At 35.9% G+C, this 20,780-nt stretch carries 16 protein-coding genes and 2 tRNA genes; 11 read left to right on the top strand and 7 right to left on the bottom strand.

All coding sequences use genetic code 11. From position 1 onward, the window contains the following. Nucleotides 1-39: 39 nt before the first annotated feature. From MM239_RS03880 to MM239_RS03900, 6 genes are all read right to left on the bottom strand, one after another. Nucleotides 40-3,273 (bottom strand): SusC/RagA family TonB-linked outer membrane protein, encoded by a 3,234-nt coding sequence (locus tag MM239_RS03880; RefSeq protein WP_241346753.1) that lies wholly within the window; start codon nucleotides 3,271-3,273, stop codon nucleotides 40-42. A 115-nt stretch (nucleotides 3,274-3,388) separates the two neighbouring features. Beyond that, complete coding sequence (locus MM239_RS03885) at nucleotides 3,389-4,843, bottom strand: glycoside hydrolase family 76 protein (RefSeq protein WP_241346755.1); 1,455 nt, start codon at nucleotides 4,841-4,843, stop codon at nucleotides 3,389-3,391. A gap of 21 nt (nucleotides 4,844-4,864) precedes the next feature. Next, complete coding sequence (locus tag MM239_RS03890) at nucleotides 4,865-6,676, bottom strand: MSCRAMM family protein (RefSeq protein WP_241346756.1); 1,812 nt, start codon at nucleotides 6,674-6,676, stop codon at nucleotides 4,865-4,867. Between the two features lie 320 nt (nucleotides 6,677-6,996). Continuing rightward, nucleotides 6,997-7,203, bottom strand: a complete 207-nt coding sequence (locus tag MM239_RS21145) for a GIY-YIG nuclease family protein (RefSeq protein ID WP_394801483.1) — start codon at nucleotides 7,201-7,203, stop codon at nucleotides 6,997-6,999. 235 nt (nucleotides 7,204-7,438) lie between these two features. After that, on the bottom strand, nucleotides 7,439-7,720 hold the full coding sequence (locus tag MM239_RS03895; RefSeq protein WP_262918434.1) for a GIY-YIG nuclease family protein: 282 nt from the start codon (nucleotides 7,718-7,720) through the stop codon (nucleotides 7,439-7,441). A 116-nt stretch (nucleotides 7,721-7,836) separates the two neighbouring features. Further along, a tRNA-Met gene (locus MM239_RS03900) sits at nucleotides 7,837-7,910 on the bottom strand. A 354-nt stretch (nucleotides 7,911-8,264) separates the two neighbouring features. On the opposite strand from MM239_RS03900, the gene MM239_RS03905 reads away from it, so the two are divergent. The 8 genes from MM239_RS03905 to bshB1 all read left to right on the top strand — a co-directional run bounded on the left by MM239_RS03905 (nucleotide 8,265) and on the right by bshB1 (nucleotide 17,134). Then, entirely contained in the window at nucleotides 8,265-8,660 is a 396-nt protein-coding gene (locus MM239_RS03905; protein WP_241346758.1) for an START-like domain-containing protein, read from the top strand. Nucleotides 8,661-8,752: 92 nt separating this feature from the next. Continuing rightward, the gene (locus MM239_RS03910; RefSeq protein WP_241346759.1) at nucleotides 8,753-10,618 is read left to right on the top strand and encodes an LptF/LptG family permease; all 1,866 of its coding nucleotides are present in this window, start codon (nucleotides 8,753-8,755) and stop codon (nucleotides 10,616-10,618) included. Nucleotides 10,619-10,661: 43 nt separating this feature from the next. After that, complete coding sequence (gene rpsO, locus MM239_RS03915; protein WP_241346761.1) at nucleotides 10,662-10,937, top strand: 30S ribosomal protein S15; 276 nt, start codon at nucleotides 10,662-10,664, stop codon at nucleotides 10,935-10,937. A 107-nt stretch (nucleotides 10,938-11,044) separates the two neighbouring features. Beyond that, nucleotides 11,045-13,180 carry a polyribonucleotide nucleotidyltransferase gene (gene pnp, locus MM239_RS03920; RefSeq protein ID WP_241346763.1) on the top strand — a complete coding sequence of 712 codons (2,136 nt, stop codon included), beginning with the start codon at nucleotides 11,045-11,047 and terminating at the stop codon, nucleotides 13,178-13,180. Between the two features lie 101 nt (nucleotides 13,181-13,281). Continuing rightward, nucleotides 13,282-14,145 (top strand): sigma-70 family RNA polymerase sigma factor, encoded by an 864-nt coding sequence (locus MM239_RS03925; RefSeq protein WP_241291027.1) that lies wholly within the window; start codon nucleotides 13,282-13,284, stop codon nucleotides 14,143-14,145. 230 nt (nucleotides 14,146-14,375) lie between these two features. Next, the gene (gene trxB, locus MM239_RS03930; protein WP_241346765.1) at nucleotides 14,376-15,314 is read left to right on the top strand and encodes a thioredoxin-disulfide reductase; all 939 of its coding nucleotides are present in this window, start codon (nucleotides 14,376-14,378) and stop codon (nucleotides 15,312-15,314) included. 15 nt (nucleotides 15,315-15,329) lie between these two features. After that, the gene (locus MM239_RS03935; RefSeq protein WP_241346767.1) at nucleotides 15,330-16,364 is read left to right on the top strand and encodes a peptidoglycan DD-metalloendopeptidase family protein; all 1,035 of its coding nucleotides are present in this window, start codon (nucleotides 15,330-15,332) and stop codon (nucleotides 16,362-16,364) included. A 53-nt stretch (nucleotides 16,365-16,417) separates the two neighbouring features. Beyond that, a complete protein-coding gene (gene bshB1, locus MM239_RS03940; protein ID WP_241346774.1) occupies nucleotides 16,418-17,134 on the top strand; it encodes a bacillithiol biosynthesis deacetylase BshB1 in 717 nt (238 codons plus the stop codon). Nucleotides 17,135-17,147: 13 nt separating this feature from the next. Here the strand turns inward: bshB1 and pdxH are convergent, their stop codons facing one another. Continuing rightward, nucleotides 17,148-17,783, bottom strand: a complete 636-nt coding sequence (gene pdxH, locus MM239_RS03945; protein WP_241346769.1) for a pyridoxamine 5'-phosphate oxidase — start codon at nucleotides 17,781-17,783, stop codon at nucleotides 17,148-17,150. A 162-nt stretch (nucleotides 17,784-17,945) separates the two neighbouring features. Between pdxH and MM239_RS03950 the strand changes: the two genes are divergently transcribed. The 3 genes from MM239_RS03950 to MM239_RS03960 all read left to right on the top strand — a co-directional run bounded on the left by MM239_RS03950 (nucleotide 17,946) and on the right by MM239_RS03960 (nucleotide 20,621). Beyond that, nucleotides 17,946-18,515 carry a YqgE/AlgH family protein gene (locus MM239_RS03950; RefSeq protein ID WP_241346770.1) on the top strand — a complete coding sequence of 190 codons (570 nt, stop codon included), beginning with the start codon at nucleotides 17,946-17,948 and terminating at the stop codon, nucleotides 18,513-18,515. 51 nt (nucleotides 18,516-18,566) lie between these two features. Further along, nucleotides 18,567-20,420: a DUF349 domain-containing protein gene (locus MM239_RS03955; RefSeq protein WP_241346771.1), complete on the top strand. Its 1,854-nt coding sequence runs from the start codon at nucleotides 18,567-18,569 to the stop codon at nucleotides 20,418-20,420. A 128-nt stretch (nucleotides 20,421-20,548) separates the two neighbouring features. Next, nucleotides 20,549-20,621: transfer RNA gene (locus MM239_RS03960), tRNA-Thr, on the top strand. Nucleotides 20,622-20,780: the final 159 nt, after the last annotated feature.

The following is a 20,780-nucleotide window of genomic DNA, read 5'->3' on the forward strand; positions in this document are numbered from 1 at the left end:
GTTACTTTCAATTTAATGTTAACACACTTTCAGAGTAAATTAAAATTGAGCTGAGACACCTACAGTATAAGTCCTAGTCAACGGATACATTCTTCCCAAATCATCGTCAGGATGCTCTGGATCTACAAATCTCACTCCTGTAAAAGTTAATAGATTGTATGCATTTGCAAAGAATCTGAAACTAGTGTTTGGGTTTTTGTTTGGTCTTAATGTATATCCGAGCTCAATACTCTTCAACCTGATATAATCAGTTCTTACTCTATTGAATTCAGAATTACCTATAGGATAATTTCCTGTATATCCATAATATCCACTATTCCACTCAATCGAAGGGTCATATGGGTCAGCGGTCGGGTCTACTGGATGCCACCTATCCATAAACTGCTGTAGTGTGCCACCACCATTTATTCCCCAAATGGAATAAAGTGGTTCTTGGTATTGCATAGACCCCAAAGCAGTACCTTGGATCAAAAAATTCATGTCAAAATTCTTGTAATTGCTATCGAAGGCCAAACTGAAATTTACCCAGGGAGTTTGATCATAGGCAAAAGGATGCTGATCTAAGTGATTGATTTCTCCATCACCATTCCAATCAACATATTTATAATCTCCTGGCAATACAGCATTTCCAGTATATTGAGGAAAATTCCATATATCTTCCCAGCTTTCAAATCTTCCTGCAGAGAGATACCCAAACTGAACACCTTGATACCTATTGGTTAGGTTATCATTTCTCCACCTTTCATATGAGTTACCATATGGTCCTTGCTGTACAGCAACCATATGTTGCCTTCTGGTTACAGTTCCAATTGTTCGAACTTGATAATTGAATAGACCTATTGAGTTCCGATGTGAAATTTCTAAATCTAACCCAAATTGTCTATCACTATTGAGGTTTTCTCTTGGAGCTCCAGTACCTACTACTGTCGGGACTTCTCCAGATCGATTTGCAAAAAGACCAGACCTTCTTCTATCAAAGTAATCGAAAGAGAAGCCAAACAAACCATTCCAAGCATCGAAGTCCATACCAATATTGAATGTGTTTGCAGTCCACCAAGTAAGTAATTCGTTTGGTACAATTAAAGAAGCTCCATATACAAATCTTGAGTCAAACATGTATCCCGGAGGCCTAGTATTGTAGTACCCTTGTTCTGCATTGCCACTTGTCTCTGGGTAAATCCAACCAGGGAACCAATCATAACCCAAAGTGCCATCATCAGCTGTGACTCCATAACTAGCTCTTAGTTTTAATTGACCAATGAATGAAAGGGCAGAAGACGATTGGAAAAAGGACTCTTCAGAGATTCTCCATCCCACTGACCCAGAAGGGAAAAATCCCCACTTGTTGTTGGTAGCGAATTTTGAAGAACCATCATATCTAAACTGAGCTTCAGCAATATACTTTTCAGAATAAGTGTAATTTAACCTTCCAAAATAACCTGTATTTGCAATTTCATATAGCTCATTGCTGCCTCCATACATACCGCCTTGCTGATTGGCAATTTCTCCACCTACCAAATGATCCATAGCAAATGCAAGGTCTCTTTGAGCAAAGAAATTATCGCCCTTTCTATTTTGTGTCTCTGCACCTAGAAGTGCAGAAATCCGATGATTTTCAAAAGTCTTATTGTAATTTAGAAGGAATTGACCTAAAACCTGCTGTCTACCGAAAAACTCTCTACGGATTTGATTTGGATAACTTAGGTTGTACAAGTTTGAAACATAAGTGTTGGTAGGCTCATCAAACCTATATTGATAATACTCTCTTCGATTATGAATATTGTTGTCCATTCTGTAATCAAAACTAAAAAGAGCTTTAGCTGATAGTCCATCAAGAGATGAGGAGACAGCTCCTAAATCATAATCTAGAGAAGCTTGAGATTGTAAATGCTGCTGATTGAATTGTCTGTATCCTGATATGTCAGAACGCATCATTGCCACGGTATTTTGTTCAAGATCCAGTCCTTCAAAGTTTAACATCGTACCTTCCGGATCTGCAAATGCAGGAAATAACACACCCTGTCTCCAATAGTTTCTAATAATATCCACAGCACTGGAGTAGGGGGTGTTCCTTTGATCTGATACACCACTTAGGTTAAGGTTAAGCTTCAATCCAGGACTGATCTCAGAAGTCACATTTGATCTTAAGTTGATCTTATTATAATTCATGTCTCCTGATTTAAAAAAACCTTCCTGATACAAATATCCACCTGATATATGATATTGGGTCTTTTCAGTACCACCACTGATACTTATATCATGCTGGTGTTGTGGAAAATGCTGGTTAATGATAAGATCATTCCAGTCTGTTGACCTTCGCTCACCTGTACGAAATGCTTCAAAATCTGCTTCTGTAAAGATTCTGTTTCCGCCAGCTATATTATTCATTGACATCTCATTATAAAGTGTCATGGCTTCAAATGGATCGGCGAGTTGTGGGAAACCTGATGGACTTTGTAAAGTGAAAAAGCCATTATAGGTAATTACAGGTTTACCACTTTTTTGACCTGTTTTGGTTGTTACCAAAACTACTCCATTTGCAGCCCTAGCCCCATAAATGGCAGCAGAAGCATCTTTAAGAACTGACAGATCTTCAATATCGTTTGGGTTTAACCGCTGAAAATCAGCCATTGTTCTTACTACACCGTCGATAACTACTAGAGGTGCGCCAAGTCCTCTGATATCCATGTTATTATTGAAAGTACCTGGTTCTGCACTTCTTTGCCAAACCCTAACACCAGCAACTCTACCTGTTAGCATGTTTTGTGGGTTTTCGTTTCTAGTTTGGATCATTTCACTCCCTTTGATACTAGAGACAGCACCAGTTAGTGTAACTTTTTCTTGGGTCCCATATCCGACTATAACTACTTCTCCTAGTTGCTGAAAATCTGGTTCGAGAGTGATATTGATCACTGATCTTTCTCCTACGACAACTTCTTGAGTAGTGTGACCGATAAATGAAAATTGTAGCGTAGCACTGCTATTGGGTACTTCAATTGAATACACACCTTCTACATTACTTACAGCACCAATAGTTGTTCCTTTCAAGATAATGTTGACTCCTGGGATTGGATCATTATCTTCTGCTGAGATAATTGTTCCAGTGACTATGATCGTCTGATTTTCATTTGTGATTTGAAACCAATCTTCTTCAATCATATTGCTATGAGCTTTCGCATCATATAATGATGCATGGAAAAGACAAAATAAGAGCAGCCCAGCAAATAGGTGCATTATGGGTACCTTTGCCAATAGTTTATATACATGTTCCATAAGATTATTTTGGTTATTATGTTAATTAAATTCTGAATGGGAGTTCCTTTATAGGATAAATACACACCTAGGCTTTATTGTGCTTTTTAATGGCTTCTGCTAGGTGTGTTTAAGTTTATTTTTCAAGCTCATACCTAGCTAAAACAGCATATTTTGCTGCGAAAGCGAAGCTGAACATTCCTTCAGTATTGTTGTTGTTTGTTGTATTACTCCATCCTACCAAGAGATTAGTAGGGAGGAAACCATTATGAAGAAAATTTTCATAGCCATAGTCCAAATTGTTTTGAAATGATTCAATATAACTTGCTACATTTCCATAAGATGGATAGATATCAACATATCCTCTCATAAGTACGCCATTGAACCAATTCCTGAATCCACTTATGTCAAATGTGTAATAATCAGGCATAGTTTGGCCAAGTGTCGCAAAGTAGTCAAAGCTAGCGTCAGATAGCTTTCTAGCGTCTTCTAGATACTCACTGTTTCCTGTAGCCCTATATAGATCGGCTGCACCAGAAAGCATTGTGCCGCTATTGTATGTGATCGCAGGCCCCACACGATCTTGGCAAAAAATACCTCTTCTATAAGTTGTCCCATTAATAGTTTCGGTCTGAGGATTTCCTGGCGTACAACCCCCCATCATATCGTCATATACACCATCAGGACGAAGCAAATACTTCTTCTGCCATTTATATACCTTTTCAGCAAATAGTAAATAATATTCACTTTTTTTCATTTGAGAAGTACGTCTTGTGACCCTATCATTTGGGTCTATGTATCTATGAGTTAATACTTCATCACTATCTTTATATAGCTCATGAAGCCAAACTAATGGACTTACCATTGGTCCATTGCTGCAAGAATGCTTTGTAACATAGCCTGGGCCCCATGGGATACCACCTCTTTCATTTCCATTTGCATCATATGTACTATCCCATCCATCCAAGACATATTCAGTTAAGTACTCTGCTTTCTGTAAATATTCATTGTTTCCAGTAATCTTATAAGCTTCCAAAAACTCTCGAACCAACCACATCTGATCGTCATATACATTTTCTATTCCCGCAACCAATGCAGAACCTTTTGAAGCACCTCTATTTACACCGTAGACTGTCCACTCCTTTGTTTGTGTATAAGACACAAGTTCGAAAGTCCCCAAATAGTAATCACTGTTTTGGTAAAGTCTTGATAGTAAATCACTGTATTTAGAAAAATTCTCATCGTAAATACTAGCATTTCCATGTTCCTTTTGAGCCTCTAGACTGTGAAGTATTGCTGTTACAGCTTCAATAGCAGCAGTGTACATCCAAACACTTCCTGTTTCTGAGGATTTTGTTTGTGTAAATGGATTGTAATAGCGTGACATAGCCATACCCACACCTTCAAAATGGGCATCAACAGCATTGTCAGTTATTTCCATAGCCCTTACTAAGTTTTGCTCTGAAAGGGTCAATTCTACATCAGGCTGTCCATTTGGGTTATTATCATCATTTTGATCATTACACGCCGAAGTAACTTCGAATAGTACTCCGAAAATTGCGAAGCAAAGTAGTTTAATAGTTAAATCCATTTTTTTCATTTTGACTTTGTTTTAGTTTATTTCGATTCGCCTGATTACAAGCTTATTCTCACCAGTGTTTGCAATACCATTGTATACCCCCAATGCCAAGGTAATGTCGGTTCCATTGAATGCAGAAAGGTCATAAGTAAATGTGGCATACGCTTCTGGATCACCCGCGCCACCCTGACCATGTTTAAATTGCCAGCAACCATTGTCAGCTGGACTTGCTTCTTCTGCTGTATTAGAAGTAGGGGAGATATGTGTTACAACACCTTGATTGTCAATGGCAGTTAGTTTAAAAAATGTAGGGTTATCTCCAAAATTTCGTGTATGTAAGGTTAATTGATTACTTCCTGAAGAAATGGAAAATTTAGAATAAAAATATGCTTCAGGTACTTCTGTATCGACTTCTGGTGTATTTCTTGTTTTTATCAGGTAACCTTCTGAAGGGAAAACTTCAGGATCTTTTTTTAATGGAACAAAGTGCCACTCTGCGGCAATATGACCTACGTCTCTCCATGATCTATAAGCTCCTACATAATTTCCTCTATCACCAGAAATTGGGCTAATCCCAGTGAAATCATTTTTTATATGAGGCATAGTTGATCTGACTGTCTCTTGAGTTAATCTCCACCCAGATACAACTTCAGTTCCCGGAAGCCAATCCCAATTTTCTACTTTTACGTCAGCAAATCTTATGGCTCTTAATACCAGTTGCTTCCAATAATCTCCAGTAGATTGACGATAAATTCCAATTGCTATGATAACTTCCTTACCAACATATTCACTTAAATCAAATTCAAAATCATTATATGATCCGGATGCATAAGTTCTATTTTCACCTACCTTATTAGCAATAGGATTGGACTCAGATAAATCAACTACTTGAACTCCAAAGTGCACAGGAGAGGCATTATCAGCACTATGGGTACTTGCTCTTAAAGACAGAATTTTATTGTCTTCAGTGATTAATTTACTTCCGTATACATAAGAGTCAAATACATTAAGGTCCGCAGGATTGCTTCTGTCTTCATTATTATTTCTGATTTGTAAAGTAGTACCTTCATTTTGCTCCTCCCATGCACCCCTAAAATCTAAAGTGGACATATAATTACATGCCCAATCCCACCTTGGATATGCATCGGCATTTCTACCACCTCTATACTCATTGTAATACCATTTATCGGCTGATTGTAAGTCTTGAGCTGTCATACCTCGCAACACTTCTTGACTTCCCATTTGAACATTGAAAGTGGCTTCATTATTCACAAAATCAGAAGCACTTACATTTCTTGAAATGGTAGTGTAATTTGCTTTCGTAAATGTTAAAGTGTAATTGTCAACCACCAAGTCTTTCAACAAATAGCTACCATCTGCACCACTTATAGTAGTTCCTGCTACTCCAACACTCACTGTTACTCCTTCTAAAGGAGCGCTATTATTAAGAGCATCTGTAATATTCCCTTTAATTATTGCAGAAGCATTGATAAGGCTCACTTCAACTAAGGCAACTCTATCAGAGTCAAAATTTGAAGCATTGATAGTTCTACTTGTAGTTAACCAGCCTGATTTAGAAAATTTAATTCCTAAAGTTTTCATTTGCACATTATCAACAGAAAAGTGTCCATCAGACCCAGTCGTCACTACTATCTCTGGATCACCTATACCGACAATTGTAACCTCTACACCAGAGACGGGCTGATCATCAACATCGGTAACAATTCCAGAAATAGTTCCTGTTGATATATTCATCATATCATCTTCTTTTACACAGGAACTTATTTGGAAAGTGAATGCCACCATCCAGACTACATGAACTAGTAATCGTAATTTTTTAGTCATTTGATTTTAGGTTTATTAGTTAATTTTTAGTTATTGAATTCCGATATTGAGATTGAAGACACTAGGAAGTCAAAAAGCTAATCTGCTATCCCTTGAAGGTTTGCAATCGTTTCCGAAATTCAATTCTAAAGTAAAGTTCGAGTAGTTAAAAAATGGGTTAAAATTGGGTTAGTTGAATGAAAAAATGTATTAATCTTTTGAATTTAACCTATTATTCCAAAATAAAAAAGTGAAATAATCGCTTATACAGACAATTCATAATGTGATTCTTTATCAAAAACATACTCAAATGTAATTTTTAAAAGACTTGAATCTTCAAATCAAAAAACGCAACATGCACAACATGCCAAGGCATATCTTGTGGTAAAACCTTTTGTAGATTTTTCATTATGAAATTTGAATCGAGTTATCAAATCAGTAGACATACCCGTATAAGTTTTGCCAGATGATTTAGAATAGAGAATATAAACTACGAATTGCATAAAAATGTGAGATAAACAAAAAAGGCTTCCAAAAGGAAACCTCATATAAATTGAATTAAAATTTATAGACCTAATTTGAATTAAAATTATTCAAAGTGAACTTTGACCCTATGTTCGAGTAGGTGGATATGAATCCTGCAAATAGAGTAGCGAAGTCGGGAGTTGAACCGTGTCCGCCGCAGCGGATATGAATCCTGTGCTTTAACCTACCAATAACTATGGGATAAGATACCTCGCCAAAAAATTATTATAAAGAGATAACCCTATTTAGAAGGGATATCTAAAACTGATTGGTAAGATTTTTTTCCTTTACCCAAGCTCTTCCTACACCCGTCCTTAAATATTTTTCTCTTTTTAATGCTTCAACCTTTAAATCAAAAAACTCAACATGCCAAGGCATATATCTTGTGATAAAACCTTTAGTAGATTTTTCATTATGAAATTTGAAACGAGTTATCAAAGCAGTAGACATACCCTTATGAGTTTTTCCAGATGATTTAGAAAAGAGAATATAGACTACGAATTGTATAAAAATGTGAGATAAAACAAAAAAGGCTTCCAAAAGGAAACCTTACATAACCTGAATTGAGATTTATAAACCTAATTTGGATTAAAATTATTCAAAATGAACATTGACCCTATGTTCGAGTGGGCAGGATATGAATCCTGCAAATAGAGTAGCGAGGACGGGAGTTGAACCCGTGACCTCAGGGTTATGAATCCTGCGCTCTAACCAACTGAGCTACCTCGCCATTTAATTAATGATTATTTCAAATAAGTTCAAATAACTTTACTTTTAAAGTTGAACCCGTGTCCGCTATTGCGAAAATGAAACCTTTCTTATAACCAAAGAGCTCATTCAACAAAGCTTTATTTTACGACTATTAAACAAAAAAAGAACTTTGATAGAAACTTACCTTGATTAATGTCAATATTTCAATATATTAGGGAAACAAACTCATGAGTTACCCAGGAATCCGTAGTTTTGAGAGATTGATTATCAAAAGCCCTCTCAAATCGGAATGCAAATATGGTAGGTTGGCTTGTTATATGCAAGTGTTAAAAGATAAAAAATGTGATTTTTTATTCATCTAAAATGTAAAAATATGGTAAAGAATAAGTTTGTTGCTGACTATCAAATAAATACTTCAAGGAAAATTTTGTTTCCTTATTTAAGTTCAGCGAGCGGTTTGTCAGAATGGTTTGCTGATGACGTTAGAATTACAGAAGACAAAGTATTTATTTTTAACTTTGATGGCGAAGATCATCACGCTAGGGTAGTAGCCCAAAGGCTGAACGCCCATGTTAAATTCGACTTCTTTGACCCAGATATGGAGGATGAATCTGACCATTCCTATATTGAGTTTAAAATTGAAGAGAATGAACTGACCCAAACGCTTTTCTTAAAAGTTATAGATTACTCTGATTCTTATGATGATGAAGAATTAGAATCTATTTGGGAAAGCTTGATTATGACACTCAAGGAAATAATTGGAGGTTAGAGAATTGAGAAATTCCCATTTGATTTCCTATTTTTGAAATCTTGAAAGCCTTATGATCGTTAGTAGAGAGGCTGGAATAGGAAAATGTTTTAATGAAGAAACTGGATAAATTGATTTTAGGGTCTTTTATTGGCCCTTTTTTACTTACGTTTATTGTTGTGGATTTTATCCTGTTGACAGTAAACATGCTCAAGTATTTTGATGAAATCTTTGGTAAAGGCCTAAGCTTCATGGTATACATGGAGTTGATTAGCTATTTTTTGATCAGTATCTCACCAATGGCTCTCCCTTTAGCCGTCTTGCTGTCTTCTCTGATGACTTTTGGTAATTTGGGTGAACACTTTGAGTTGACAGCTATAAAGAGTAGTGGCATATCATTACTGAGAATACTACGCCCGATTGGGATTTTTGTAGTTGTTTTAAGTTTTCTGGCGTATTTATCAAACAACTATTTGGTGCCAAAAGTAAACCTAAAAACATTTAGTCTCCTATATGATATAAGGATGAAATCACCTGCCCTCGATATAAAAGAAGGAGTATTTTACAGCGGAATCCCTAATTATAGCATCAAAGTCAACCAAAAAATGGATGATATTAGATTGAGGGATTTGATTATATATGACCATTCAGAAGGTCAAGGAAATGTAAATATCATATTGGCAGATTCAGGAAGAATGGAGCCATTTTTTAATGAGTCTTATATGAGCATGACCTTATATAATGGTATCAGCTATAAAGAGTCAAGAGACAAGAGATCTTCTTACAATAAACCAACTGATTTCACAAGGACAAAATTTTCTGAGAATCAAATCATTTTCAACTTAGAATCTTTTCAACTAAACAGAACCTCTGAAGACCAATGGTCAAACAATAGGTCTATTAAAAATATAAGTCAACTTAAAGTTGGATTAGACTCTATGCAGGGAGAAATCAATAGAATAGTATTTACAAATTTTGCATCTTCAGAATCTTCATACCCATTTTATTCTAGAGATAGGAAACTCAATATACCTAAAGAGATTGCCCAAAGAAAGGTGATAGATGATTCGTTGAGAATTTTGAGAGAACAAAAAAGAGCGAAATTTGACTCTTTACACAATAAACGAGCTGAGCAATATATAGAATCCTATCAGGGAAATAATTATAATTTAGAAAATAGTAATATTGAATTAGATAGCGCCAAATTAATCCCTATTAAAGACCAAGAAGTAGCCTATAATGATTCACTAAAAATAAACGATGCATATTCAAAGGATATTGGCAACCCAAAAACTAATGAAGAGAATAATCAAATTGATCAGGAGAAAAGGGTCTTGTCAAGAACTGAAAGTCAAGATATAAATAATTCTAAGGCATTAAAAACTAACGATAAAAGTATAGAGAGGCAAAGCTTGAAACCAGCGGAGAAGCCTAGACAGTTTACTGAGGCTCAAAGAAGTAGAATAGACAGTATAATATCACAAGGAAATTATAGGCCTCGATCTGCGACTGTAGCTTTAAACAATGCCAGAACGCTAAAAAACGCTTTCAATCGTAAAGTTTTTGAAATCAATGATATCGAAAGGGAACACAGGAGATATCAAATAGCTTGGTATCAAAAATACACCACAGCATTTGCTTGTATATTAATGTTCATGATAGGAGCACCACTAGGTGCAATCATCAAGAAAGGTGGGTTAGGAATGCCTGTATTAGTTTCTATAATATTTTTCATCATTTACTATATGCTGACAATCACAGGTGAAAAATGGGGCAAAGAAGGCATGGCAGATCCGCTTTTTGGGACTTGGTTTTCAATTTTGGTGCTTCTACCTTCTGGAATTTTCTTCTTGAGACAGGCTAGGAGAGATGCAAGGTTATTCGAGCCAGATGTTTATGTAGAATTGTTCAAAAAGATAAAAAAATGGGGGCAAACAAAATTTGGAAAAAATCAAGACCCTCTTTTAAATTCCGAATAAAGCAATTACCTTTGTAGCTGTTTAAAATTAAAATTAACTAATCATGTATTTAACTACAGAGAAAAAAACAGAGTTATTCAAAAATCATGGTAGGTTAAAATCTGAAACTGACACAGGATCACCTGAGTCTCAGATCGCTTTGTTCACATTCAGAATCAAGCACTTAACTGAACATTTGAAGACAAACAAAAAAGATCACTCTTCAAGATTGGGTCTTTTGAAACTAGTTGGTAAGAGAAGAAGTTTGCTAAACTATCTTTACAAAAATGATATCGAAAGATACAGAGCTGTACTTGCTGACCTAGGAATCCGTAAATAATACTTATTGTAAGGTTCTCTTTTTTGGAGAACCTTACTTTTTTGTTTCCCCCCAGATATTAAACCTTACTTTTAAATCTATTACCCATTTATTCTTAACAAAACAATATGTTACCAAACGTTATTTCAAAAACTATCAAACTTCAAGATGGTAGAGAAATTATTATTGAAACTGGTGCCTTAGCGAAGCAAGCTGATGGATCTGTTGTCGTCAGGTTAGGCAAAGCTATGCTTTTAGCTACTGTAGTTTCAAAAAAAGAAGCAATTGACGGAGTAGACTTTCTTCCGCTGTCAGTTGACTATCAAGAGAAATTTGCTGCCTCTGGAAAAATCCCAGGTGGATTTCTAAAAAGAGAAGGTAGACTTTCTGACTATGAAATTTTAATCAGTAGAATAGTAGACCGAGCTATTCGACCTATTTTTCCTGATGATTATCACGCTGATACGCAAGTTGCTATTACATTGATGTCTTCTGATGCTGAAGTTTTGCCTGATTGTCTTGCAGGATTAGCCGCATCTGCTGCATTATCAGTATCTGATATTCCTTTCAACGGTCCAATTTCTGAAGTTAGAGTAGCAAAAATTGATGGTGAGCTAATCATCAACCCTACACCTTCACAATTGGAAAAAGCAAGCTTAGAATTTATTGTAGCTGGATCGGAAGAATATATTTTGATGGTGGAAGGTGAAGCTGACGAAATCTCTGAAGATGAGATGGTAGAAGCTATGCAACTTGCTCATGATGAAATCAAAAGACATTGTCAAGTTCAAAAAGAACTGACCAAAGAAGTCGGTAAAGAAATCAAAAGAGCGTATAATCATGAGAAATCTGATGCAGCTCTTTATGAAAAGATGCATGCTGAGCTTTATGAGAAATGTTATGAAGTAGTCAGTAGACAAATCCCTAATAAATCTGAAAGATCTGAATTGATCAAAGCTATCAAAGAAGAATTTGTTGAAGCACTTGGTGAAGAACATGAATTTGAAGGAAGCTTGATTGGTCCTTACTTTTCAAAAATTCACAAAGAAGCAGCAAGAAATCTTACTTTAAATGAAAAGAAAAGATTAGACGGTAGAAAACTTGACGAGATCAGATCTATTTGGTCAGTTGTTGATTATTTGCCTTCTGCTCATGGATCGGCTGTATTTACCAGAGGTGAGACGCAATCCGTTACTACTTGTACATTAGGTACAAAAATGGATGAGCAAATGATTGATGGAGCTGTTATCTCTGGATATAATAAATTTTTCCTACACTATAATTTCCCAGGGTTTTCTACTGGAGAAGTTAAGCCAAACAGAGGCCCGGGTAGAAGAGAAGTTGGACATGGTAATTTAGCCATGAGAGCTTTGAAAAAAGTACTTCCAGCAGAAGATGAAAATCCATATACCATTAGAATTGTATCTGATATTTTAGAATCCAATGGTTCTTCATCTATGGCCACCGTATGTGCTGGTTCACTTGCGCTTATGGATGCAGGTGTTAAGATCAAAGCTCCAGTAACTGGTATTGCAATGGGGATGATTTCTGATTCTAACACAGGGAAGTATTCTATTCTTTCAGATATTCTAGGAGATGAAGATCATTTAGGAGACATGGATTTCAAAGTAACTGGTACCGAAAAAGGTATCACTGCTTGTCAAATGGACTTGAAAGTAGAAGGGTTGGATTATAATGTTTTGAAAGAAGCTTTGTATCAAGCAAAAGAAGGGAGACTTCATATCTTGAATGAAATTTCAAAGACACTTGCTGAGCCTAAGCCTGAACTGAAGCCTCACACTCCAAGATCTTTTGTAATGTCAATTCCGAAAGAATTGATAGGTGCAGTAATCGGACCAGGTGGAAAAGTAATCCAAGAAATCCAAAAAGATACAGGTGCGACAATAGTAATTGAAGAGAAAGACAATGCTGGGAAAATCAACATTTTCTCCAATGATCAAGAATCAATGAACGCAGCTATCTCTAGAATCAAAGGAATCGTTGCACAGCCAGAAATTGGTGAGACCTATACTGGAAAAGTTAAAAACATTATGCCATTTGGTGCGTTTGTAGAATTCATGCCAGGTAAAGATGGTCTTCTACATATTTCCGAGATCAAATGGGAAAGACTTGAGAATATGGAAGGTGTGCTTGAACCAGGAGAAGAAATCATGGTTAAGCTGATAGAGGTAGACAAAAAGACGGGTAAATTCAAATTATCCAGAAAAGTCTTGCTTCCAAAGCCAGAGAAAACTGACAAGTAATATTAAAGTTCGAATTAATCATTTTGATTAATTTGAACTTTAAATCACATAAAATCTGTTGATAACAGAGTCCTATAATTATAATTAAACATTATTCTTGAATGAGGCAGCTAAAAATTAGCAAACAGATAACGAATAGAGAGAGTCAGTCCTTAGATAAATATCTTCAAGAGATTGGTAAAGTAGACCTATTGACAGCTGATGAGGAAGTGGTATTAGCCAAAAGAATCCGTGAAGGAGATCAGCTTGCTTTAGAAAAACTTACAAAGGCAAACTTGAGATTTGTTGTGTCTGTAGCCAAGCAATACCAAAATCAAGGTCTTTCTTTAGGAGACTTGATCAACGAAGGAAATTTAGGTTTGATCAAAGCTGCACAGCGATTTGATGAAACTAGAGGTTTTAAATTTATATCATACGCTGTATGGTGGATCAGACAATCTATTTTACAAGCCCTTGCAGAGCAATCTAGAATTGTAAGATTACCATTGAATAGGGTAGGATCTTTGAATAAAATCAGCAAGACTTTTTCTGAACTTGAGCAAAAGTTTGAGAGAGAACCTTCTCCAGAAGAGTTAGCAGAAGTATTAGAAGTAACAGCCAGTGAAGTGGTTGATACGATGAAGATTTCTGGTAGACATGTCTCTATGGATGCACCATTTGTGCAAGGCGAAGAAAACAGTCTTCTTGATGTCCTAGAAAATGATGGTGATGAAAAACCAGATGATGGACTTTTGAATGAATCTTTGAGAAAGGAAGTTCAAAGGGCTTTGTCAACTTTAACACAAAGAGAAGCAGATGTAATCACCCTTTATTTTGGATTAAATGGTGAACATGCTATGACTCTTGAAGAAATCGGTGAAAAATTCAATCTCACTAGAGAGAGAGTTAGACAGATTAAAGAGAAGGCAATCAGAAGATTAAGACACACATCTAGAAGTAAAACTTTAAAGCCATACTTGGGTTAAGAGTTCCTTTAAGACATACTATTAAGTAACCAATCAGAGGGGGAATATTCCCCCTCTGATTGGTTACAATTATTTCCAGAGTTTCAGTATTTCTATAATATGAGAAACTCAATTTTTATATATTCTCAGCTTCTTAAATAGAACGCGCATTTTTTATGGAATTTTAACACGATTATCCTTTGTTGTCTATTTTAAATTGACAAAATTTGCCAACCCTAAAAGTAAAATCAATGAATCAAGATATAGAAAAAGTAAAAGTATTAATTATTGGTTCTGGTCCTGCAGGATATACCGCAGCTATTTATGCCGCAAGGGCAGGTTTAAACCCAATAATGTATACAGGAAGTCAGCCAGGTGGTCAGCTTACAATAACTACTGATGTAGAGAATTATCCTGGCTATCCAGATGGAATTATGGGTCCTGAAATGATGGAGGATTTTAGAAAGCAAGCTGAAAGATTTGGAACTCAAGTAAGGTACGGATTAGTAACAAAAGTTGACTTTTCAGTAACCCCACATCAGGTTATTGTAGATGAGCAAGTTGAAATACATGCTGACACTGTGATCATATCAACAGGTGCTTCAGCCAAATGGCTTGGGCTTGAAAGTGAAGAAAGACTAAATGGAAAAGGAGTATCAGCTTGCGCCGTTTGTGATGGGTTTTTCTTTAGAGGTCAAGATGTTGCAATCGTCGGTGCTGGAGATACAGCATGTGAAGAAGCTTCATATTTGGCAAACATTTGTAACAAAGTCTACATGATCGTCAGAAGAGATGAAATGAGGGCTTCTCAGATTATGCAGAAAAGAGTAATGAACAATCCAAAGATTGAAATTCTTTGGAACGCTGAAACAGAAGAGATTCTTGGTGATGATGGAGTAACAGGAGCAAGAATTTTGAATAATGTTACCAAAGAAGTATCTGAAATAAAAGTTTCGGGTTTCTTTGTTGCTATAGGTCACCAACCTAATACCAGCATATTCAAGGAGTTTATTACTATGGATGAGTCTGGATACATAAAAACTATACCAGGTAGCACTAAAACAAATATTGAAGGCGTTTTTGCATGCGGTGATGCACAAGATCATGTCTACAGACAAGCTGTAACAGCGGCCGGTACAGGATGTATGGCGGCATTGGACGCTGAAAGATATCTAGCAGCTATAGAGTAGGCTTAATTAGTAAGAATGTCGTATATCAAGAGTATATTATTGATGCTATTTATGAGCATAAGTTTGTCTACAACTTATGCTCAAATCTTTCCCAAAATCATCAAGAAACCCAAAGAACAGGAGAGTCCTACAAAAAATCCATTACAGAGGGATTTAAGGCTATTTGATTCCCAGAAGTTTTTACAAGGATTGACAAGAGAGACTGATTCACTATTGTACTTGGATTATGTAGATATCAAAAAAAGATTAAGTATCGTTTCAGAAGATACACTTTCACTTATCTGGGCACCAACAAATCAGCTAGTGAAGGTTTCTGAACAGATTCAAATAGATAGTATTTGGGTTACAGCTTACGAATATTTTTCCTCCTGGGACAGCCAAAAAATCAACATTTATAATTTTAATCCAAAAGATTTTAAAGATACAGTTTATGTAAAGCTTTATGATCATTTTTTTGGAACAACCTATTCTATGCCATTAGATGAAACAAGGGTTACATCAGAGTTTGGATTCAGAAGGTATAGATGGCATCATGGGACAGATTTAAAGTTAACCACAGGAGATCCGATATACAGCACCTTTGATGGTATAGTGAGGATCAAATCCTATGATAGAAATGGCTATGGTTATTACGTTGTAGTAAGGCATAAAAATGGACTAGAGACGCTATATGGACACATGTCAAAAATTCTTGTAGAGGTAGGTCAAGAAGTGAAGTCTGGTGATGTTTTAGGTTTGGGAGGAAGTACTGGTAGAAGTACAGGCCCACATTTACATTACGAGGTAAGGTATCAAGGGCTTTCCATTAACCCCACTCAACTCTTTGACTTTAGTATAGGTAAACTCAAATCTGATGTTTACATGATAACTGCATCTAGCTTTGATCATGTAATAGAAACTCAAAAATCAGTATATCATAGGGTAAGGAGTGGAGAAAACTTGAGCGTAATCGCTAGAAGATATGGAGTAAGCGTGGCTACATTGACTAGGTTAAATGGTTTGACAACGAGGTCTGTACTTAGGGTAGGGCAAAATTTAAAGATTAGATAAACTTTTTTCATTCAAATGAATGTTAATAGTTGATGAATTTAACAATGAATGCATTGAAACTTGACATATTAGTACTTGCTGCACATCCTGATGATGCAGAACTCGCTTGCTCTGGAACGATTGCTTCTGCAATAGCAAGAGGAAAAAAAGTAGGGATAGTAGATTTTACCCAGGGAGAACTAGGAACGCGCGGTACCCCAGAGATTAGGCTTCGAGAAGCCAATGATGCTGCTAAAATTCTTTCGCTTTCTGCAAGAGAGAATTTAGGTTTCAAAGATATACTTTTCACAGACGACACAGCGCATCAGCTGGAAATTGTAAAAATGATCAGAAAATATCAGCCAGAAATCATATTGGCTAATGCGATAAGTGATAGACATCCTGATCATGCAAAAGGAGGGGAGGTAGCGTCGAAAGCTTGCTTTGTAAGTGGATTGAGAAAAGTTGAAACTAGTCTGAATGGTCAGCAACAAACTCCCTGGAGGCCAAAATTTGTTTACCACTATATTCAGAATAATTATATTCAGCCAGATTTTGTGGTTGACATCTCTGATTATTGGTCTACAAAAATGGCTAGCATAAAAGCTTACAAATCACAGTTTTTCGATCCGGAAAATAAAGAACCAGAAAGCTTTATTTCTTCAAAGAATTTTTTGGACTTTGTAGAAGCAAGAGCTAGGGAATTTGGGCACAGTATAAATGTAACCTTTGGTGAAGGGTTTACTAAAGAAAGAATGATCGGAATAGACGATCTATTTGATCTAAAATAAATAAAGGATAGCATCAAGGTGCTATCCTTTCTAATTTCCAAGATTGATCATTTTGAATTTTATACCTGATACGATCATGCAACCTACTTGGTCTGCCTTGCCAAAACTCAGCCTCTTCAACTAGTACACGATATCCACCCCAATGCGGTGGTCTCTGAATATCCTCTTTCGCATATATTTCTAAATACAGTTTTTCATTTTCCTCTAAAAATGTCCGACTTGGAATCACTTGGCTTTGTGGCGAGGCCCAAGCGCCAACCTGCGATGAAAAAGGTCTAGAGAAAAAGTAATCATTCGACTCTTTAGGAGATACTTTCTCGACTTTTCCTGAAAACCTTACTTGTCGCTGCAACTCTGGCCAGAAAAAAGTAAGAGCAACTCGTGGATTTGCTGCTAACTCTTTGCCTTTTTCACTTTCATAATTTGTGAAAAATACCAAACCATGATCAATCCCTTTTAGCAAAACAATTCGAGAATTGGGGTAACCATTGGTTTTTACGGTAGATAAACTCATGGCATTTACTTCTATCACCTTGGATACAACAGCTTCTTCAAACCAAACTTTGAATTGACTCAAAGGATCATGTGAAACATCTACTATATCTAGTGATTTCAATGCGTAATCAATTCTAATATCTGCTATTTTCATACTCAAATAGAAAGTAAAGCGTTTATAAACTAAATTAATTAGAGATTAAATGTAATTTTTCTGTTAAGAATTGTGCACTATTAATCTGGTATAAAATTAATATTCTTATTGCATTTAAAAAATTTAGATATATATTAACATTCTTGATAAAAACAGGTTTTAATGGAAGAAAATCCTCAAAGTCAGATCAAACCAGGAACATTGTTGATTTCTGAACCATTTCTACAAGATGAAAATTTTGTAAGATCAGTGGTATTGCTTTGTGAAAACAATGAAGGCGGAGCTTTTGGGCTTATCCTAAACAAACTATCTATTTTAAAAGTGAGTGAATTAATTGACCGTTTGAGTTTTTTGGACTCTGAAGTTTACGTTGGTGGACCTGTAGAGCAAAATACTTTTCACTTTATTTATTCAGGAGAGTGTATGCTAGAAGGAAGCATTTCTTTAGGAAATAATTTATGGTGGGGAGGTGATTTTAACCAATTAGAACAAAAGATTATAAACTCCGAAGTCAATCTAGATTACATTAGGTTTTTTATAGGCTATTCAGGATGGTCAGAAGGTCAACTTGAAGAAGAAATCGCAGAAAAAACATGGATTCACACACCATGTACTGAAGCGGAGAGTTTATTCACATCAAGTCCTGAAGAATTATGGAGAATTATTTTGAAAAATATGGGTGGAGAATATCAGATTATGGCAAATTATCCAATTGACCCAAGATTAAATTGAACAAAATGATTACTTTTGTTTATACTGCATTTGATAAGTACTACACAAACTATGAGCACAGACAAAGAAATGTCCGAAGAAGACAAGGTGACCCAAGCAGCTGAAATTGAAGGTGTAACGGGTAAGAGTGAAACAAATGAACCACAAAACCTTGATGAAACTACTGAAGAAGATCATCATGATGAAAATGAGGAAGAGACGTTGGATTACAGTAGTATGTCCAAAGAGGAGCTTTTGGCTAGCATAAAATCAATTATGTCTTCTCCAAATTTTATAAAATCCGACAGTAAAGTTAATGATCTCAAACTCCATTATGATGAGTTTTTTAATAAGGAAAAAGATGCCGCATTACAAGAATTTATAAAGACAGGTGGGGTAGAGGATGATTTCGAATATAGACGAAGTAATGAGGATTCGAACTTTTATGCATTGGTACACGACTTCAAGGTTAGAAGGGCCGAATTCTTTAAAGACCAAGAAAAACAAAAGGAAAAGAATCTTTTTGCTAAAAATGCAATTCTTGATAAACTGAGAGATTTGGTAGATGGGGAAGAGACAACGCTTAGCATCAACGCTATCAAGCAAATTCAAGAGGAATGGAAATCAATAGGTCAAGTACCTGCCGCTCAAAATAAGAGCCTTTGGGCTTCCTACAACGCTTTGATGGATAGGTTCTATGATAATAGAAGTATCTATTTTGAGTTGAAAGAATTAGATCGCAAGAAGAATTTAGAACAAAAAATTGAGGTTTGTGAAAAAGCTGAAGCATTAATAAAGTTAGATAATCTTGCAGACGCAATCAAGTCCCTCAACGATCTACATGAGGAGTTCAAGCATATAGGCCCAGTGCCGAGAGAAGATCAAGAATCTCTATGGAATAGATTTAAAACAGCTTCAGATACTGTATACGGTCGTAGAAAAGAATATTTTGAAAGCCAAAAGGAGGTATACTTACAGAATCTTGAACTCAAAAAACAATTGATTACTAAGTTAGAACCCTACAAGCAATTTAGTGCTTCCAAGATAAAGGATTGGAATAGTAAGACTAAAGAAGTCTTGGCTATACAAAAGGAGTGGGAGGCAGTAGGACCTATTCCAAAAGAGGAAGGTAGAGAAGTGAATAAGGACTTTTGGGGTGCATTCAAACAATTCTTCCATAACAAAAACTTGTTCTTTAAAGAACTTGATGAAATCAGGGCAAAAAATAAAGAAAAAGCAGAAGAATTGATTATAAAAGCTGAAAAACTTATTGAAAGTACGAATTGGCAAGAGACAGCTAATAAAATGATTTCTTTACAACAAGAGTGGAAAACCTTAGGACCCACTCCAGAAAAATTTAGAGATCAACTTTACACAAAATTTAAAAAGGCTTGTGATACTTTCTTCGATAACCGAAGAGCTGCAAATAAGGCAGTCAATAAGGAGTTTGAGGTAAACTTGACTACCAAAGAGGCTTTATGTGTGAAAATTAAAGAGGAAGCCAAATCAGCTGACAAATCTGAAGAGAACTTGGAGAAAATGATTCATGAGTTCAATGCCATTGGTTTTGTGCCAAGGAAAAATATGAAGGATATAATGGCTAAATTCAATGATGCGGTAGACTTTTATGTGAAAGAGTTGGGAATAGAAGGTGGTAATAAAGATGAGTTCCTTTTCAGGTTAAACCTAAACAAACTCCAATCTGATCCAAATGCTAACAGAACCCTCAACAAAAAGGAGCATGGGATTAGAAAGCAAATTTCCGATTTGGAAAATAATATCACTTTGTGGAAAAACAACTTGGAGTTTTTTGCAGAATCTAAGACTGCAGATAAGCTAAAAGATCAGTTTGATGATAAAATTAGGAAAGCAGAAGCTGAGATTGATAAGCTAAAGAAAAAACTTTCGATCATTCGAGAATTTTAATTCACTCATAAATAGGGAGATAGTTTTATCTCCCAATTTTTTTTACAAATAGGTTTTGGAGTTAAAAACAAAGCCCCTATATTTGCAGTGTCAAAAGGGGAAAACGATCTCAAAAAGACATAAAAGAAGCCTCTTTAGCTCAGCTGGTAGAGCAACTGACTTGTAATCAGTAGGTCGCTGGTTCGATCCCGGCAAGGGGCTCAAAAGGGTAGCAATAGCTACCCTTTTTTTTTGTGTGCCGTGCATGGTAACTAACTAGGTGGTGAAAGTCCACTGTGGGGGTTTGTAATCGCCAACCACTAGCCAAGAGCAAGGGTGTCCAATGCGAAGTGGAATCTGAAGGAAGCTGGCGGCAAAACT

Source organism: Belliella filtrata, from assembly GCF_022549775.1.
Lineage (GTDB): Bacteria > Bacteroidota > Bacteroidia > Cytophagales > Cyclobacteriaceae > Belliella > Belliella filtrata.